The organism is Pseudonocardia kunmingensis, assembly GCF_006716445.1.
Classification (GTDB): domain Bacteria; phylum Actinomycetota; class Actinomycetes; order Mycobacteriales; family Pseudonocardiaceae; genus Pseudonocardia; species Pseudonocardia kunmingensis.
This window is the reverse complement of record NZ_VFPA01000003.1, coordinates 401,863-419,042: the sequence shown is the minus strand read 5'-3', so window position 1 is coordinate 419,042 and position 17,180 is coordinate 401,863. Positions and strand designations below refer to the sequence as shown.

14 protein-coding genes are annotated in these 17,180 nt (G+C 73.3%); 9 read left to right on the top strand and 5 right to left on the bottom strand.

The features are described from left to right. Nucleotides 1-99: 99 nt before the first annotated feature. From FB558_RS24895 to FB558_RS24880, 4 genes are read right to left on the bottom strand one after another with little or no spacing between them, the layout of a single operon-like run. Complete coding sequence (locus FB558_RS24895; RefSeq protein ID WP_142057372.1) at nucleotides 100-2,559, bottom strand: ABC transporter permease; 2,460 nt, start codon at nucleotides 2,557-2,559, stop codon at nucleotides 100-102. Continuing rightward, complete coding sequence (locus FB558_RS24890) at nucleotides 2,559-3,263, bottom strand: ABC transporter ATP-binding protein (RefSeq protein ID WP_142059047.1); 705 nt, start codon at nucleotides 3,261-3,263, stop codon at nucleotides 2,559-2,561. The genes FB558_RS24895 and FB558_RS24890 overlap by 1 nt, the downstream gene beginning before the upstream one ends. A gap of 5 nt (nucleotides 3,264-3,268) precedes the next feature. Then, nucleotides 3,269-4,138, bottom strand: a complete 870-nt coding sequence (locus tag FB558_RS44725; protein ID WP_246106731.1) for a M15 family metallopeptidase — start codon at nucleotides 4,136-4,138, stop codon at nucleotides 3,269-3,271. Continuing rightward, nucleotides 4,138-4,494: a hypothetical protein gene (locus FB558_RS24880; RefSeq protein WP_142057370.1), complete on the bottom strand. Its 357-nt coding sequence runs from the start codon at nucleotides 4,492-4,494 to the stop codon at nucleotides 4,138-4,140. The genes FB558_RS44725 and FB558_RS24880 overlap by 1 nt, the downstream gene beginning before the upstream one ends. A gap of 111 nt (nucleotides 4,495-4,605) precedes the next feature. Here FB558_RS24880 and FB558_RS24875 point away from each other — a divergent pair, with 111 nt between their 5' ends. The 8 genes from FB558_RS24875 (at nucleotide 4,606) to FB558_RS24840 (ending at nucleotide 14,046) form a co-directional block, all read left to right on the top strand. After that, nucleotides 4,606-5,124, top strand: a complete 519-nt coding sequence (locus tag FB558_RS24875; RefSeq protein WP_142057368.1) for a nitroreductase family protein — start codon at nucleotides 4,606-4,608, stop codon at nucleotides 5,122-5,124. 115 nt (nucleotides 5,125-5,239) lie between these two features. After that, nucleotides 5,240-6,118 (top strand): metallophosphoesterase family protein, encoded by an 879-nt coding sequence (locus FB558_RS24870; protein WP_142057366.1) that lies wholly within the window; start codon nucleotides 5,240-5,242, stop codon nucleotides 6,116-6,118. A 227-nt stretch (nucleotides 6,119-6,345) separates the two neighbouring features. Further along, a complete protein-coding gene (gene kdpF / locus FB558_RS24865) occupies nucleotides 6,346-6,435 on the top strand; it encodes a K(+)-transporting ATPase subunit F (protein ID WP_142057364.1) in 90 nt (29 codons plus the stop codon). Further along, complete coding sequence (gene kdpA / locus FB558_RS24860; protein WP_142057362.1) at nucleotides 6,435-8,099, top strand: potassium-transporting ATPase subunit KdpA; 1,665 nt, start codon at nucleotides 6,435-6,437, stop codon at nucleotides 8,097-8,099. The genes kdpF and kdpA overlap by 1 nt, the downstream gene beginning before the upstream one ends. Next, nucleotides 8,096-10,207: a potassium-transporting ATPase subunit KdpB gene (gene kdpB / locus FB558_RS24855; RefSeq protein ID WP_142057360.1), complete on the top strand. Its 2,112-nt coding sequence runs from the start codon at nucleotides 8,096-8,098 to the stop codon at nucleotides 10,205-10,207. Before kdpA ends, kdpB begins: the two co-directional genes overlap by 4 nt. Before the next feature lie 3 nt (nucleotides 10,208-10,210). Continuing rightward, on the top strand, nucleotides 10,211-10,825 hold the full coding sequence (locus tag FB558_RS24850; RefSeq protein ID WP_142057358.1) for a potassium-transporting ATPase subunit C: 615 nt from the start codon (nucleotides 10,211-10,213) through the stop codon (nucleotides 10,823-10,825). Nucleotides 10,826-10,852: 27 nt separating this feature from the next. Beyond that, nucleotides 10,853-13,366 (top strand): sensor histidine kinase, encoded by a 2,514-nt coding sequence (locus FB558_RS24845; protein ID WP_142057356.1) that lies wholly within the window; start codon nucleotides 10,853-10,855, stop codon nucleotides 13,364-13,366. Next, on the top strand, nucleotides 13,363-14,046 hold the full coding sequence (locus FB558_RS24840; protein WP_142057354.1) for a response regulator: 684 nt from the start codon (nucleotides 13,363-13,365) through the stop codon (nucleotides 14,044-14,046). Before FB558_RS24845 ends, FB558_RS24840 begins: the two co-directional genes overlap by 4 nt. A gap of 65 nt (nucleotides 14,047-14,111) precedes the next feature. Here FB558_RS24840 and FB558_RS24835 read toward each other — a convergent pair whose 3' ends face one another. Next, nucleotides 14,112-14,564: a class I SAM-dependent methyltransferase gene (locus tag FB558_RS24835; protein WP_142057352.1), complete on the bottom strand. Its 453-nt coding sequence runs from the start codon at nucleotides 14,562-14,564 to the stop codon at nucleotides 14,112-14,114. A gap of 1,320 nt (nucleotides 14,565-15,884) precedes the next feature. Here FB558_RS24835 and FB558_RS24830 point away from each other — a divergent pair. Beyond that, nucleotides 15,885-17,156: an HNH endonuclease signature motif containing protein gene (locus FB558_RS24830; RefSeq protein WP_142057350.1), complete on the top strand. Its 1,272-nt coding sequence runs from the start codon at nucleotides 15,885-15,887 to the stop codon at nucleotides 17,154-17,156. Nucleotides 17,157-17,180 lie beyond the last annotated feature (24 nt).

The following is a 17,180-nucleotide window of genomic DNA, read 5'->3' as shown; positions in this document are numbered from 1 at the left end:
GCTAGAGGGCGGGGTGGCGCCTCGGTCGGTTGGCTGACCTGTCCGTTGATGTAGACCTTGCCGCCGAAGAATCCGCAGGCCGAGCGGTTGACGAGGGCCTCAGTCGAGGGACAGCCCCGCGGCCGGTGTCACCCCGGCGGCGCGGCGGGCCGGGAGCACCGAGGCGAGCAGGCCGGCCAGTACCGCGATGAGGACGACGGCGCCGAGCGACGGCCAGGGGATGACCATGGTGGCGCGGGTGAGGGCGCGCGTCACGAACGTCTCGTAGCCCACCCAGGCGAACCCGACGCCGATCGCGGTGCCGAGCAGGGTGGCCACCAGCGACAGCAGCACCGCCTCGATGGCCAGCATCCGGCGCAGCTGCCTGCGGGTGAGCCCGAGCGCGCGCAGCAGTGCGTGTTCGCGGGCGCGTTCGAGCACGGACAGCCCCAGGGTGTTCGCGATCCCGGTCAGGGCGATCGCCACGGAGACGCCGAGCAGGCCGACCACCGACCCGGCGAGGATGTCCCGCTCCCGGTCGGCCGCCGCCTGGGCCTGCAGGTGGTCCTCGAGCTGCACGCCGGCCGCGTCCGCCAGCCCGTCCAGGTCGTCGACGAGTGCGAGCGGGTCGGCGTCTGCGGCGGCGCGGACCCAGATGACGTGCGGTGCGGGGGTGTCGGTGAGCTGCGCCAGGGTCTCGGGCGCGACCACGCCGGCCTGGCCCGAGCCGACGGAGATGAGCCGCAGCTGGGCCCGGCGGTCGCCGACGTGCACCGTCACCTGGTCGCCGGGCTCGACGGACGGGTCCACGAAGGACCCCAGGTCGAGCCGGATCGTCCCGGGCTCCACCCCCGCGGCGAACGCCCCGCCGTCGCGGGCCACCTGCGCCGCGGCCGGCGCGGTGAGGACCGGGATCGGTGCGTCGAACCCGGTGATCCGGGCCACGGCGCCGTCCACGGCGGTGGCCTGCTCGACGCCGGGGGTGCGGCGTACCTGGTCGAGGAGCTCGGGGGTGACCGGTTCGTCGAGGGAGGTGAGCGCGGCGTCGATGGGGTTGTGCCGGATGTGGACCTCGTCCATCCCCGCCCGCCAGGTGGCCATCCCGGTGAGCACGGCGGTCGTGAGGGTGACGCCGACCAGCAGGGCCGCGGTGGTGGCGGCGGTCCGGCGGGGGTTGCGCACGGCATTCTGGGTGGCGAGTCCCGCCCGCGGGCCGAGCAGCGTGCCGGTGATCCGGATCAGGCGGGGGACGAGCACCGGCCCGACCAGCAGGACGCCGGTGAACACCGATGCCCCGCCGGCCACCATGAGCAGCGTGCTGTCGCCGAGCATCGCGATCGCGAGCACCGCCGGCCCGGTGACCAGCAGGAGTGCGGCGAGCGCCAGCCGGGCCCGGCCGGTGGCGGTGTGCACGCCGACCGCGGTTCGCGGTCGCAGCGCCGCCAGCGGGCTCACCCGGACCACCTGCCGGGTCGGCAGCCAGGACGCGACCGTCGCGACGAGCAGGCCGACGGCGCACCCGCCCAGCAACCAGGGGACGGGCGGCGCGGGGAAGGCCAACGCGGTGGTCGCCGTGAGGGCGTTGATCAGGGGGAGCAGGCCGTAGCCGAGTCCGAGGCCGCCCAGCGTCCCGGCCAGCGATGCGAGCGCCCCGACCGCGGCCGCCTCCCGGCGTACCGAGCCCAGCACCTGCCGCCGGGTCGCGCCGACGCAGCGCAGCAGGGCGAAGTCGCGCAGGCGCCCGGCGAACAGGATGGAGAACGTGTTCGCGACGACCAGCACCGAGACGACGAGCGCGACGCCGGCGAACAGCAGACCCATCAACGCGAAGGCGTCCACGTCGTTGTTGAGCCCGGCCAGGCCTTCCGAGACGTACTCCGCCACCGGCTGCACGGTCATGCCTTCCGGGAGCTGACCGACCTCCCCGCGCACCGCCACGCTCCCCACGTGCCAGGTGGGACTGTCACGCCACTGCACGTACTGCGGCCAGGTGACGTACATCGAGGCCTGGGTCCAGGTCGTGGGCGACTCCACGAGGCCGACCACGTCCAGGTCGGTCGCGCCGGCGCCCTCTCCGACCCGGATCCGGTCGCCGACGGACACCTCCTGGGCCTGGGCGTCCCACACGTGCATCACCGCCTCGCCCGTACGCGCCGGGAAGCGGCCGGAGACGAGCTCCTGCCAGCGCAGCTCCTCCGCGGCCGCGATCGGCCCCACGGACGTCTCGCCCCGGCGCTCGCCCGAGCCGAGCGGGGCGCCGCCTTCCCGGTGCGCCGGCAGGTCGACCCGGCCGAGGCCGGACGCGTTGTCGCCGAGGCGCTCGACGAGTGCGATCGCGTCGGACGTGTCCAGGGTTCCGGGGCAACAGGGCGGTCCCGGCTCGGGTCCGTGCTCGGGAGCGCTGACGACGTGGTCGGCACCGCGGTACGGCGCCCCGGACTTCTCCATTAGTCCGGCACGGGCGCCGGCGGTGAGCACGCCGATCGCGACGACGAAGGCGACCGAGACGGTCACCGCGATCGCCGCGGCGACGTAGCGGCGGGCATGGGTGCGCAGGGAGGCGAGGACGACGGTGCGCATCAGACGATCCGCCCGTCCCGCATGGTGATCACGTCGTCGGCGTGGGCCGCCGCGGTGTGGTCGTGGGTGACCATCACGACGGTCTGGCCCAGGTGACGCACCGACCGGCGCAGGTGCTCCAGCACCTCCACCGACGTGGTGCTGTCCAGGTTCCCGGTGGGCTCGTCGGCGAACACCAGGTCCGGTCGGGTGAACAGGGCCCGGGCGATCGCGACCCGCTGCTGCTGGCCGCCGGACAGCTCCGCGGGCCGGTGCCCGAGCCGGTCGGCCAGGCCGAGGGTCTCGGCGAGGGTGTGCGCGCGTTCGCGGGTCGCGTCGTCGATCCGCACGCCCCCCAGCTCCAGCGGGAGCAGGATGTTCTGGAGAGCGGTGAGCATCGGCAGCAGGTTGAACGACTGGAACACGAAGCCGACGTGCTCGCGGCGGAAGGTCGTGAGCGCGTCGTCGTCGAGTGTCCCGAGGTCGGTGCCGGCCACGGTGACGGTGCCGCCGCCGGCCTGGTCGAGCCCGGCCAGGCAGTGCATCAGCGTGGACTTGCCCGACCCGCTCGGCCCCATGATCGCGGTGAACCGCCCTCGCGGGAGGTCGAGGTCGATCCCGCGCAGGGCGTGCACCTCGGTGTCGCCCCGGCCGTAGGTCTTGGTCAGACCCCGCGCGCTGGCGGCCAGGATCGGCTGGGTGGCGGGCGGGGGGTTGCCGAGCATTCTGGTCACTTCTGCGTCCTCGGATCCTGCGTGGGGTCGGCGTACATGCGCGGACAACCGCGATCGGCGGCGTCCGGGCGCAGTTCGTAGTGCCAGGGTTCGTTGCGGTAGATCTGGCACAGCCCGTACTCGGCGCCGTGCTCGGACAGCCAGGCCGCGGCAGCGGTGGGCCCGACGTCGACCGCGTCCCCGGACACGTGCGACGAGGTGTCCGCGGTGGCGACCCACCGGGCCGCCTCCTCCTCCGAGCCGTACTTCGAGATCGCCTCGTCGAGCAGGTGCTCCTGGTACTCCCGGGAACGCCAGCCGCTGTTGACGACGAGCTCCACCCGGTCGTCCGCGGCGTCGGTCGCGGCCTGGCGCAGGGCCCGGAGCAGACCCGCGTCGAGGTTGGCCACGGCAGGGACGTCGTCGTCGAAGACCGTCAGGCCCTCGGGGACGGCGCCGTCGCGCACGCCGAGCGGACCACTGGGGGCACTGGGGCGGCCGTTGCCGGGGTCGGGCGCCGCAGAAGGGAACGAGGACGTCCACGTCCGGTGCCCGAGGGCCCCGATCATGGCGGCGATGACCACCGCCACCGCGATGAGGATCGTCAACCGCGGCGAGCGGGCCGCTCGCCGCGCCGGTTCCCGGGGGGACGCGCCGCCGGTCGAGGCGGGGTGGTGCCGGGACGGAGGCGGTCGCCGGTACGCCGTCGACGTGCGCCGGTCCGCGGCTCCGGGAGCCCAGGTGCGCCGGTCCTCGAGGGCGAGCCCTCCCCGGCGGGGGCCGAACGCGATGGGTTGCGTCGGGAAGCGGTCGCCGAAGGGATCGTCGTCGCGGGTTGCGGCGACCGGGCCGGCCGCTCCCGCCGGCGCCCACGTCGTCCGGTTCATCAGCCCCGGCCCTCGGGCAGGAGGGCGTCGCACTTCTCGCTCGCGGACATCATGTCCGGGTCGTCGCCGTAGTACAGGACGTGCCCGTCGGCGTCCGGATCCGGGAAGTCCTCCACCCCGTTCTCGCGCATGCACCGGGAGGACTCGCGGCGTTCCTCCAGCAGTTCCTGCAGCTCGGCGGGACCCGGAGGGGGTCCGGTGGGGCCGGCCCGATCGCCGATGTCACCGGTCTCGGCAGGTGTGTTCGCACAGCCCGCACCGGTCAGGGCGACCAGGGCGACGGCGGCCAGCAGCAGGCGGGGCGACGAGGACGACAGCGATCGGGCCGTTGCTCGTGCAGATCCGCGGTGGGTCATGCCCGCAGTCAATGCGGCGTGGTGTTGCCGGCCCGTATCAGGTTCTCGATATGCCGACGATATGGGCCGGCTCGTAGCATCGAGAGATCGCGCGGCGTAGCTTCCACGCCCGTGGCCGACCTCGAACTCGCCACCCTCCGACGCCTGGTGGCCGCGCGCGCCGTGCGTACCTTCGCCGATCGGCCGGTCCCGGACGAGACCGTCCGCGCCATCATCGACGTGGCGCGGTGGACCGGTTCGGCCCGCAACCGCCAGCCGTGGCGGTTCGCGGTCGTCACCGACCCGCGAACGCGTTCCGCCCTCGCCCGACTCGGTGCCTACGCCGAGCACCTGAGGGGTGCCCCCTGCGTGCTCGCGCTCCTCGCGGCGGACGACGGCAGGCGCGACACCGGCTTCGACGTGGGGCGGGTCGCCCAGAGCGTCGTCATGGCCGCGACGACCGCCGGCCTCGGCTGCTGCCCGGCCACCCTCTGCCCCGACGAGAACGTGGAGCGAGCAGGCCGGCTGCTCGGCGCTCCCGACGGCTGGCAGGTCCGCTGGTGCTTCTCCCTCGGCTATCCGGGGCAGGCACCGCGCGGCCGCTCGGCCGTGCCGACCGGACGGCGATCCGTCGACGACCTGCTGCTGTGAGCGGACGCCGCCTGCGCTGCCAGTAGTGGTGGGGGGCGCCACCGCTGGACATCACCGTGGCCGCACCACCCGCTCGGCCCTACGCTCGCCCCGACATGGGTCGTACAACGGACCGATGAAGATCGCTTTCTTCGGCGACGTCCACGGCTGCGTCCTGCACGCGCTCGGCGCCGCGGTGCTGCTGCAGCGCCACCGGGGGATCACCCTCGACGCCGTGGTCCAGGTCGGCGACCTCGGCGCGTTCCCCTCGGCGGACCGCTGGGACGAGCCGACCCGCCGCTTCGCGGCCACGACCCCGGCGCAGGGCGACTTCTTCCGGCTGCTCGACCCGTCCCCGGCCCTCGCCGACGGGGTGCGGCGCGCGCTCGCCGAGGTCCCGCCGTTCACCTTCGTCAGCGGCAACCACGAGGACCACGACTGGCTCGCCGGCCTGCACGCGGCGGCCGGGGACACGCTGGTCCCGGTGGACCCGCTCGGCGCGTACCGGCACGTGCAGTGCGGGGAGATCGTCGAGGTCGCCGGGCAGCGGGTGGCCTTCCTCGGCAGGATCGAGGCGCCCGGCACGCCGTTCGACTACGACGAGCAGGCCTTCGCCCGGACGCTGGCCGCGGCACCCGGCAGCGTCGACATCCTGGTCACCCACGACGGCCCGTACGGCCTGTCGCGCAACATGCGCGGCGAGGTGCAGGGTTCGGCGCGGATGACCGCGCTGATCGAGCACCTCCCGCGGTTGCACGTCGGCGGGCACTACCACCACGAGAACGGTCCCCGGTACCACGGCGACACCGTCTCCTACACGCTCGCCCAGCTCGTCCCGCCGGTGCGCACGAAATGGAGCCCGGAGCCGGTCAACCCGCGCCAGCAGATCGTCCCGGGCAGCATCGCCCTGCTCGACACCGACGGCCACGTCGTCGAGTACGTCCACGACGGCTGGCTGGCCGACGTGCACGGCGACGACCTGGACCTGACCGCCCTGCTCACCGCCGCCTGCTGAACGCCGGACCCGGCCGCGTTCGCCGGGCCCCCGATGACGTGCGGCACACGGTCGTTAGGAACGCGTCAGGACCACTGCCGCGGCCCCCGGAGCCGCCGCATCCTTGCCTCCGCCGCGACCACGGTGGCGCGGCAGAGGAGGACCGTGATGGCCGACCTGGCCTACGCACTGCTGCTCACCGGCGGGTTCGCCCTGCTGGTGCTGACGCTGCGGGGGCTGCAGCGCCTGTGAACGTCGAGAACCTGATCGGCGGGCTGCTCGCCCTCGCGCTGATCGTCTACCTGCTCGTCGCGCTCGTCCGACCGGAGAAGTTCTGATGTCCCCCACGATGGCCGGGCTGCTGCAGCTCGGCGTCCTGCTGGCGCTCCTCGCCGCCGTGTACGTGCCGTTCGGGAACTACCTCGCCGCGGTGTACTCGAGCGAGCGGCACTGGCGGATCGAGCGCGCCGTGTACCGGGTGGTCCGCGTGGACCCCGACTCCGAGCAGCGCTGGACCGGCTACGCCGGCGCGGTGCTGGCGTTCTCGTTCCTGTCGATCGTCCTGCTCTACCTGCTCCAACGCCTGCAGGGCCTGCTCCCGCTGAACCTCGGGCGGGGCGCGGTGGAACCCGGGATCGCGTTCAACACCGCGGTGTCGTTCGTGACCAACACGAACTGGCAGTCCTACGTGCCGGAGACGGTCATGGGCCACCTGGTGCAGATGACCGGGCTGACCGTGCAGAACTTCGTCTCCGCCGCGGTCGGCATGGCCGTCGCGGTGGCGCTGGTGCGCGGGTTCGCCCGCGCCGGGAGCGACCGGATCGGCAACTTCTGGGTCGACCTCGTGCGCGGTGTCGTCCGGGTGCTGCTGCCCGTCTCGTTCGTGGCCGCGATCGTGCTGGTCGCGCTCGGCGTCACGATGAGCCTGCGCGCCGGGGTCGACGTCACCGGCGTCGACGGGCAGCAGAGCACCATCGCGCTGGCCCCGACCGCGTCCCAGGAGGCGATCAAGGAGCTCGGGACGAACGGCGGCGGCATCGTCAACGCCAACTCCGCCCACCCGTTCGAGAACCCGAACGGCCTCTCGAACCTGCTGGAGATCTTCCTGCTGCTGGTGATCCCGGTGTGCCTGACCCGCGCGTTCGGGGTGCTGGTGCGCGACACCCGCCAGGGCCACGTCCTCGTCGCGGTGATGGGCTCGATCTGGGCGGGGATGCTCGCCGTCGCCTGGTGGGCCGAGGCGCACCCGAACGGGCCGGCCGCGCAGCTGGCCGGGGCGGCGATGGAGGGCAAGGAGGTCCGGTTCGGCATCCCGTCGTCGGTCCTGTTCGCGGTGTCCACGACCGGGACCTCGACCGGCGCGGTGAACTCGATGCACGACAGCTACACCGGGCTCGGCGGCGGGGTGGCGTTGCTGAACATGCTGCTCGGCGAGGTCGCGCCGGGCGGGGTCGGCGCCGGGCTCTACGGCATCCTCGTCCTCGCCGTCATCGCGGTCTTCCTCGCCGGGCTCATGGTCGGGCGCACCCCGGAGTACCTGGGCAAGAAGCTAGGCCGCACCCAGATCACCGCCGCCGCGATCGCGATCCTCGCGATGCCCGCGGTCGTCCTGCTCGGTACCGGGGCCGCCCTCGCGCAGCCCGCCGAGCTGGACGCCGCGCTGACCAACTCCGGCGCGCACGGGCTGTCGGAGGTCCTCTACGCCTACGCGTCGGCGGGGAACAACAACGGCAGCGCCTTCGCGGGACTGACCGTCACCAGCCCGTTCTTCCAGTCGACGCTCGGGCTGGCCATGCTGTTCGGCCGGTTCGTCCCCATCCTCGCCGTGCTCGCACTGGCCGGCTCGCTCGCCGCGCAGAAGCGCGTCGAGCCCGGCGCAGGCACCCTCCCGACGAACGGGCCCCTCTTCGGCGTGCTCGTCGGCGGCACCGTCGTCCTCGTCGCCGCGCTGACCTTCTTCCCGGCGCTGGCCCTCGGCCCTCTCGCGGAGGCTCTCGCATGACCACCCCCACCCTCGACCGCTCCATCCCCGAACGCCGCGAGCTGCACGCGCAGCGCACCGGGCGCGCGGTGGCAGGCGGCGCGTTCTCCCCGCGCCAGCTCTGGCAGGCACTGCCGGACGCGCTGCGCAAGCTCGACCCGCGGGTGCAGCTGCGCAACCCCGTCATGTTCGTCGTCTGGGTCGGCTCGGTGCTCGTCACCGGTCTCGCGGTCGGCGAGACGGTCCGCGGCGAGGCGAGCGCGTTCGCCTGGCTCATCGCCGCGTGGCTGTGGATCACCGTCCTGTTCGCGGGCCTCGCCGAGGCGGTCGCCGAGGGCCGGGGGAAGGCCCAGGCCGACAGCCTGCGCCGCACCCGGACCGAGACCTGCGCCCGCAGGATCTCATCCGACGGCTCCGAGGAGCAGGTGCCGGGGACGGCGCTGCGGATCGGCGACCGGGTCGTCGTGGAGGCCGGTGAGGTCATCCCCGGCGACGGCGACGTCGTCGAGGGCATCGCGACCGTCGACGAGTCGGCCATCACCGGGGAGTCCGCGCCGGTGATCCGCGAGTCCGGCGGCGACCGGTCGTCGGTGACCGGCGGCACCACGGTGCTGTCGGACCGCATCGTCGTGCAGATCACCACCGCGCCGGGGGAGTCCTTCGTCGACCGGATGATCGCGCTGGTGGAGGGGGCGCAGCGGCAGAAGACCCCCAACGAAATCGCGCTGACGATCCTGCTGTCCACCCTGACGATCATCTTCCTGCTCGCCGTCGTGGCGTTGCAGCCCATGGCCGGTTACTCCGGGGCGGAGCAGTCGCTGATCGTGCTGACCGCGCTGCTGGTCTGCCTGATCCCGACCACGATCGGCGCGTTGCTGTCCGCGATCGGCATCGCCGGGATGGACCGGCTCGTGCAGCGCAACGTGCTCGCCACCTCGGGGCGCGCCGTGGAGGCCGCCGGTGACGTCGACACCCTGCTGCTGGACAAGACCGGCACGATCACCTTCGGCAACCGGCGGGCCACGGCGCTCCTGCCCGCTCCCGGGACGAGCCTCGCCGGGCTCGCGGCAGCCGCGCGGCTGTCCAGCCTCGCCGACCAGACGCCGGAGGGGCGCAGCATCGTCGAGCTGTGCGCGCGCGAGCACGGGCTGCCGCCGGAGGCGACCCCCGACGAGGCGGCCGCGGAGTTCGTGCCGTTCACCGCGCAGACCCGGATGTCGGGGCTCGACGTCGCGGGTCGCAGCGTCCGCAAGGGCGCGGGCTCCGCCGTCGCGGCGTGGGTGTCCCCGGACGGTGCCGGCCTGTCGGCCGAGGTCGCGGCGACCGTCGAGCGGATCGCTGCGGAGGGCGGGACCCCGCTCGTGGTCGCCGAGCGCGCCGGGGCGACCGCGCGGGTCCTCGGGGTGGTCCAGCTCTCCGACGTGGTCAAACCCGGGATGCGCGAGCGGTTCGCCGAGCTGCGCGCGATGGGCATCCGCACCGTGATGATCACGGGGGACAACCCGCTGACGGCCCGGGCGATCGCCGCCGACGTCGGCGTGGACGACCACCTCGCCGAGGCCACGCCCGAGGACAAGATGGCGCTCATCCGCAAGGAGCAGGAGGGCGGGCGGCTCGTCGCGATGACCGGTGACGGCACCAACGACGCGCCGGCCCTCGCGCAGGCCGACGTCGGCGTCGCGATGAACACCGGGACGGCCGCGGCCAAGGAGGCCGGCAACATGGTCGACCTCGACTCCGACCCGACGAAGCTGATCGACATCGTCGAGATCGGGAAGCAGCTGCTGATCACCCGGGGCGCGTTGACGACCTTCAGCGTGGCCAACGACCTGGCCAAGTACTTCGCGATCCTGCCCGCGATGTTCGCGGTCGTGTACCCGCAGCTGGACGCGCTCAACATCATGCGCCTCGCCAGCCCGGAGTCGGCGATCCTGTCCGCGGTGGTGTTCAACGCGCTGGTCATCGTCGCGCTCGTCCCGCTGGCCCTGCGCGGCGTGCGGTACCGGCCGACGACGGCGGCGCGGCTGCTGCGGCGCAACCTGCTGGTCTTCGGCGTCGGCGGCGTGGTCACGCCGTTCGCCGGGATCTTCCTCATCGACCTGCTCGTCCGACTCGTCCCGGGGATCTGAGAGATGTTCAGCCTGCTCACCCGACAGTCCGCGGCCGCGCTGCGGATGCTGGTCGCGCTCACGGTCCTGCTCGGGATCGGCTACCCGCTCTCCGTCTGGGGCGTGGCCCACCTGCCGGGGCTCGCCCACCACGCCGAGGGCTCCGTCGTCACCGGTCCCGGCGGGACGCCGGTCGGATCGTCGCTCATCGGGATCGACCCGGTCGCTGCCGATCCCGCCGCCGACCCCTACTTCCACACCCGGCCCTCGGCGTCGGCCGAGGACGTCCTCGGCCCGGGTGACCCGTCCACGTCCGGCGGGTCGAACCAGGGCGGGTTCTCCGAGGACCTCCTGGCGAGCGTCGAGCAACGGCGCACCCTGATCGCGCAGCGGGAGGGCGTGCGGCCCGACCAGGTCCCCGCCGACGCCGTCACCGCGTCCGCGTCCGGTGTCGACCCCGGCATCAGCCCGGACTACGCCGCCCTGCAGGTGCCGCGGGTGGCCCGGGTGACCGGCCTGGGCGAGGAGCGGGTGCGCGAGCTGGTCGCTGCGAGCACGCACGGGCGGCCGCTCGGTGTGCTCGGCGCGCCCGCGGTCGACGTCACGGGGCTGAACCTCGCCGTCGCCGCGGAGCGGTGAGCGGCGGGGAGCGCGCGCGGGTGGAGGATGGTGGGCGTGGGCAAGCGCGGTGAGCTGCGGATCTACCTCGGGGCGGCGCCGGGAGTCGGGAAGACCTACGCCATGCTCGGCGAGGCCCGCCGGCGCGCGGAACGCGGCACCGACGTGGTCGTGGGTCTCGTCGAGACCCACGGCCGGGCGAAGACGGCCGCGCTGCTCGACGGGCTGGAGGCCATCCCGCGGCGCGAGCTCGCCCACCGCGGGGTGACGCTCACCGACCTCGACGTCGACGCCGTGCTGGCCCGCGCGCCCCAGGTCGTGCTCATCGACGAGCTGGCGCACACCAACATCGCCGGCTCCCGCAACCCGAAGCGCTGGCAGGACGTCGAGGAACTCCTCGACGCCGGCATCACCGTGCTGACGACCCTCAACGTCCAGCACCTCGCGTCGCTGGGCGACGTGATCGAGCGGATCACCGGGGTGCGCCAGCGGGAGACGGTGCCCGATGAGGTGGTGCGGCGGGCGGGGCAGGTGGAGCTGGTCGACATCACGCCCGAGGCGCTGCGCCGCCGCCTCGCCCACGGCAACGTGTACGCCCCGGAGAAGGTCGACGCGGCCATGGCCAACTACTTCCAGCCGCGCAACCTCACGGCGCTGCGCGAGCTGGCGCTGCTGTGGGTGGCCGACCAGGTCGAGGTCGCGCTGCACCGCTACCGGGTCGACCAGCGCATCACCGACATCTGGGAGACCCGTGAGCGGGTCGTCGTGGCGCTGACCGGTGGCGCGGAGAGCGAGACGGTGCTGCGGCGCGCCGCGCGCATCGCGAAACGGTCGGGATCGGCGGAGCTGTTCGCCGTGCACGTCCTGCGCGGTGACGGGCTCGCCGGCGCCACCGCGGGCGCGCTGGCGGGGCTGCGGCGGCTCGCCGAGGACGTCGGTGCCTCCTTCCACACCGTCGTCGGTGACGACGTCCCTGCCGCCCTGCTGGACTTCGCCCGCGGGGTCGACGCCACGCAGCTCGTGGTCGGCACGTCGCGCCGATCCCGGTTCGCCCGTTCCGTCGACGAGGGGATCGGCTCGCGCGTCGTGCAGGACTCCGGACCGATCGACGTCCACATGGTCACCCACCCCGCGGCCGGGCGGGGCCTGCGGCTGCCCCGCCGCTTCAACTCCGTCCCCCTCACCCGCCGCGCGGTCGGCTGGGCGCTGGGCGTCGTGCTCCCGGTGCTCGCCACGGTGCTCGGCGTGGCCGGCCGCGACGTCGTGGGGCTCTCCACCGACGTCGTGCTGTTCTTCCTGGTCACGGTGGTGGTGGCGCTGGTCGGCGGGCTCGGCCCCGCCCTGCTCGCCGCGGTCGCCGGGGCGGTGCTGCTCAACTTCTTCCTCACCCCGCCGCTGCACACGTTCACCATCGCCGAGCGCGAGAACGTGATCACGCTGGTCGCGATGGTGCTCACCGCCGTCCTCGTCGCCCTCGTCGTCGACCGAGCCGCCCGGCGCGCCGCGCAGGCCGCGGCGGCACAGGCCGAGGCGGCGTTGCTCGCCTCGTTCTCCCGGACCGTGCTCACCCGCCCCGAGCCGCTGCCCCGGCTGCTCGAGAAGGTGCGCGAGTCCTTCGGCCTGACGACGGTGGCGATCCTGCAACGCCACGACGGGGACTGGAGCGTCTCCGCGTGCTCCGGCCCACCGGACTGCGCGCGTCCCGAGCAGGCCGACGTCGACGTCGCGGTCGAACCGGACGTCCACCTGGTCGGGCGCGGACGCACGTTGCCGGCGGCCGACCGACGATTGCTCGAGGCGGTCGCCGGGCAGGCGCTGCTCGCCCTGCGCAACCAGCAGATCGCGGCCGAGGCCGCCGAGGCCCGACGCCGGGCGGATGCGGTGGAGCTGCGGAGCGCGCTGCTCTCGGCCGTCGGGCACGACCTGCGCACCCCCCTGACCTCGATCAAGGCGGCGGCGGGCAGCCTGCGCGACGACGGCATCCACCTCTCGCCCGCCGACCGGCGGGAGCTGGCCGAGACCATCGAGGAGTCGGCGGACCGCCTCACCGGCCTGGTCAACAACCTGCTCGACTCGTCCCGGATCGCCACCGGCGCGGTCACCCCTGACCTGCGTCCCGTCGGCTACGACGAGGTCGCGATCCTGGCCCTGCGCGGGCTCGACGGGGCCGACCGGGTGCGGCTCGAGATCGACGAACGCGTGCCGGAGGTCCTCGCCGATCCGGGCCTGCTGGAACGCGTCATCGCCAACGTCGTCGACAACGCCCTGCGCCACGGCCGCGGGTCCCCGGTGGTCCTGCGCGCGAGTGCCCACGCCGACCTCGTCGAGCTGCGCATCGTCGACTGCGGGCCCGGCGTGCCCGTCGCGGACTCCGGCCGGCTGTTCGCCCCGTTCCAGCGGCTGGGCGACCGCGACCACGGCGGGCTGGGGCTGGGGCTCAGCGTCGCGCGCGGCTTCACCGCCGCCATGGGCGGCTCCCTCACCGCCGAGGACACCCCCGGCGGCGGCCTCACCGTCGTGGTCAGCCTGCCCGCCGCGCCGCTCGCCGAGCTGACGTCGTGACCACCGTCCTCGTCGTCGACGACGACACCCAGCTGCTGCGGGCCTTGCGGATCCACCTGACCGCCCGGGGCTACCAGGTCCGCACCGCCGCCGACGGCCGTTCCGCCCTGCGCGCCGCGGCCCAGGGCGAGGACATCGACGCCGTCGTCCTCGACCTCGGCCTCCCGGACCTCGACGGCGCGGACGTCATCACCGAGCTGCGCGCCTCCACGAACGTGCCGATCATCGTGCTGTCCGCGCGCACCGACTCCGGGGACAAGGTGCGCGCCCTCGACCGCGGCGCCGACGACTACGTCACCAAGCCGTTCGGCCTCGACGAGCTCATGGCGCGGTTGCGCGCCGCCGTCCGCCGCGCGTCCACCGTCCCCGAGAACGAGCACGAGCCGATCGAGGCGGGCGAGCTCACCATCGACCTGCCGGCGAAGATCGTCCGCCGGTCGGGCCGCGACGTGCACCTCACGCCCACCGAGTGGGGCATCCTCGAGCTGCTCGTGCGCAACCGGGGCAAGCTCGTCAGCCGCCAGCAGCTCCTGCAGCAGGCCTGGGGTCCGGCCGAACGCAAGGAGACGAGCTACCTGCGCGTCTACCTCGCGCAGCTGCGCCGCAAGCTCGAACCCGACCCGGCCCACCCGCAACACCTGCTCACCGAGGCGGGCATGGGCTACCGCTTCCGGGTGTGACGCCGGCGCCCCCACCCGGACGAACGGCACTTTCGTCGGTACCTAGCCGACGAAAGTGCCGTTCGTCATGCGAATCCCGCTTTCGGATGGGGCACCGTGAACGCCAGCTGGCCTCCCGAGACCAGTGCACGCCGGACCGAGGCGATGGCCGCACCGAGATCCGGAACGTTGTTGAGCGAAAGGCCGGCGGTCACCCAGTCCGCCCAGCCCTCGGCGACGGTCGCCAGGGTGCACCCGTCGTCGACGCGGTACGTCGCGCCGGTGGCTGCCGTTCTCTCGATTGCCCGCGCCCGCTCGATCAGGCGCGCCGTCGGATCCACCCCGACCACCTGCGCGCCCCGACCCGCGGTCGCGCGGCTGATCAACCCTTCACCGCAACCCACGTCGAGCACCCGCAGCCCACTCATGTCTGCGGGCAGCGCATCGAGCAGCACCTCACGGGCGAATCGATGCATCGCTGACCCGTGATGGACGAGATCGGCGTACCAGTCCGCGATCGTGTCCCAGGTGTCGGTCATCGAGGACTGGAGTCTATGGGCGGAGCGCGCCCCAGGCCAGGCACCTCCGGAACGGGCGCAAGGACGAGAGCAGCGACGCCGGCAAGCGCATTGCCGGTGACGGCGGTGGTGACACCGGCGAAGGCGACGCCGAGGACACCGACGAGAACACGGCCGCCGACGCGGACGCGCCGAGCGAGGCGGGCGGCGCCTCGGAATGCGGCTGGAGCCGTGCCCGGCCCTCGCCGACGAGCGGCGCTCTTGTTCGGTCGTGCGGTGGCCCACTGGTGTTCATCGGTCCGTGCAGCGGCCGGGCTGCGACCACCGACGCACCCCTTCTGCGCCGCCGTCGACGGGTGGCGTGGGACGAGTCGGGGTGCGTGCGAGGACACGGGGTTCGCGAGCACCGCGCGCGCTCCTGCCGAGGGGTTCCTGCCGCGCGGCGCGGGTTGCGGTGGGCGCGCCGTTCCCGGCTCTGGACCAGCTGCCCCACCCCGCGTCCAGGCGTCAGCCGCAGTCGCCCCGGCGCCCGACCGATCCCCGGAGCCGAGGGCGGCCCGGTTGGCACAACTACCGAATATCGTGGCCGCCCGGGCGGCCGTCCCCGACCGGGCCCCGGCCGGTCCACGACGAGACCGTCGCTCTCAACCGACTGTGGTCTCGTTCAAGAACCCCTCCGAAACGGCCTTGATCAGCGAACCGGAGCCGCCGCACCCAGATCCTGCTGCCGACTGGCCCCGGTCGCGCGATGGGGCGACCGACTTAATGGTCTCCGGAAACGGGATTCGCATGACGAACGGCACTTTCGTCGGCTAGGTACCGACGAAAGTGCCGTTCGTCCGGTGGGAGCCTGCAGCGGAGCCTCACGATTGGGCAACACGCACATGTCCCGTTTCCGCCGATCAAGAGCGCCTGGACGGCCCCGAAGCCATCCGATGATCACCAGGGCGGGGTGCAACGGGACCACAGCCAGGTGCCCACCCACCCGGCAGGGACGGACTCGTCCAGACGGGCCTGGGCCATGTCGGGGACGGCCGCCCGACCGGCCACGATATTCGGCAGTTGCACCAACCCGGCCATCTCGCCGACGGGCGGGGTCGAGCCGAACCGGCCGACTGCGCCGAAGACCCGGGTCGACGCGGAAGGCAGTGGCCTCGAGCCGGGAACGGCCCGCCCACAAAGGGTTTCACGACCTGCCGGACGCCCGCGACACCGGCGCGACCCCACATAATCAGCAGTTCCACAACCGACCCGCCACACCGGCCGCAGCGTTCGCTATCGCAAACGCAAACCACCCGAACGCCACCTGCATTCGAAAACATGTTCGGCTAAACTCAGGGTATGTCCGCAGTCGCCGCCGCGCACCAGCACCTCCAGGAGGCGTTGGACGAATTGCGGCAGGCCGCGGAATCCGGCCTGGCCTCGGATCCCGAGTTGTTGTCGGTGCTGACGGTCAGCGAAGGACTGTCACGGCAGCTGGAGCACCTGACCGTCGCTACCACCGCCGCCCTGCAACGGCGGGGGACCTTCACCGATCGCGGGTATCGGGACACCACCGGGGCGTTGACCGACCTGCTCGGGTGTGACCGGTTCGAGGCCCACCGCCGGGTCGTCGCCGCGGAGCAGGCGTGCGAGCAGATCGGGCTGGACGGCACCGTGCTCCCTGCCCGGCTGCCGGCCACCGCGAAGGCGTTCGCCGCCGGACAAGCCGGCCTGCGCCACGTCGAGGTCATCGCCGGCCTGCTGAACACCCCGGCGGCGGGGCGGCTCACCGACGCCCAACGCGGCGGGCTGGAAGAACAACTCGCCGCCCTGGCCGGCCAGTACCGGCCCACCCAACTACGCAACCTCGGCACCCAACTGATCGAAGCCCTCGACGACGACGGCCCCGAACCCGACGACACCCCACCCGCCCCGGTCAACACACTGCACCTGCGCCGCAACCGCAGCGGATCCGGCGGGAAGATCACCGGCCAGATCGACGACGCCGCCATGTTCGACGCCATCGCCACCGTCATCGACGCGAACTCGAAGCCGCTCGGCAAGGATGACCAGCGTCCCACCGCACAACGCCAGGCCGAAGCACTCGCCGACGCCTGCGGCTACGTCCTCGCCCACGGCGAGGCCGACACCCTGCCCGAGACCGGCGGGCGCCGCCCGCAGTTGAACGTCATCATCCGACTGGAGGACCTGGAGCAGCGGGCCCGGTCGGCGATGCTGGACTTCGGCGGCACCCTCACCCCCGAGTCACTGCGGATGCTGGCCTGCGATGCCGCCGTCGTCCCGATCGTCATGAACGGCGCCGGACAGCCCCTCGATGTGGGCCGCTCCACCCGGGTGATCCCGGACGGGTTGCGCCGTGCGGTCACCGCCCGGGACCGGGGTTGCGCCCACCCGGGGTGTGATCGTCCGCCTGCCTGGTGCGAAATCCACCACATCCTCGAATGGGAACACGACGGCCACACCGTGTTGTGCAACCTGGCGATGTTGTGCAAGGCGCACCATCGGTTGATCCACCATTCCGGGTGGACGGTCCGGATGCGGGACGGGCGGCCGGAGTTCATACCACCGAAATGGATCGATCCGCAGCAGAGACCCAGGCGCAATCACTGACCTGACCACGTTCCCCGGTCCCGG

What these genes read in the sequence shown, in the direction of transcription:
- FB558_RS24880 (WP_142057370.1), bottom strand. Translation starts at nt 4,494, where the DNA reads ATGACCCACCGCGGATCTGCACGAGCAACGGCCCGATCGCTGTCGTCC.
- FB558_RS24895 (WP_142057372.1), bottom strand. Translation starts at nt 2,559, where the DNA reads ATGCGCACCGTCGTCCTCGCCTCCCTGCGCACCCATGCCCGCCGCTAC.
- FB558_RS24845 (WP_142057356.1), top strand. Translation starts at nt 10,853, where the DNA reads ATGGTGGGCGTGGGCAAGCGCGGTGAGCTGCGGATCTACCTCGGGGCG.
- FB558_RS24830 (WP_142057350.1), top strand. Translation starts at nt 15,885, where the DNA reads ATGTCCGCAGTCGCCGCCGCGCACCAGCACCTCCAGGAGGCGTTGGAC.
- FB558_RS24890 (WP_142059047.1), bottom strand. Translation starts at nt 3,263, where the DNA reads ATGCTCGGCAACCCCCCGCCCGCCACCCAGCCGATCCTGGCCGCCAGC.
- FB558_RS24850 (WP_142057358.1), top strand. Translation starts at nt 10,211, where the DNA reads ATGTTCAGCCTGCTCACCCGACAGTCCGCGGCCGCGCTGCGGATGCTG.
- FB558_RS44725 (WP_246106731.1), bottom strand. Translation starts at nt 4,138, where the DNA reads ATGAACCGGACGACGTGGGCGCCGGCGGGAGCGGCCGGCCCGGTCGCC.
- FB558_RS24835 (WP_142057352.1), bottom strand. Translation starts at nt 14,564, where the DNA reads ATGACCGACACCTGGGACACGATCGCGGACTGGTACGCCGATCTCGTC.
- kdpB (WP_142057360.1), top strand. Translation starts at nt 8,096, where the DNA reads ATGACCACCCCCACCCTCGACCGCTCCATCCCCGAACGCCGCGAGCTG.
- FB558_RS24870 (WP_142057366.1), top strand. Translation starts at nt 5,240, where the DNA reads ATGAAGATCGCTTTCTTCGGCGACGTCCACGGCTGCGTCCTGCACGCG.
- kdpA (WP_142057362.1), top strand. Translation starts at nt 6,435, where the DNA reads ATGTCCCCCACGATGGCCGGGCTGCTGCAGCTCGGCGTCCTGCTGGCG.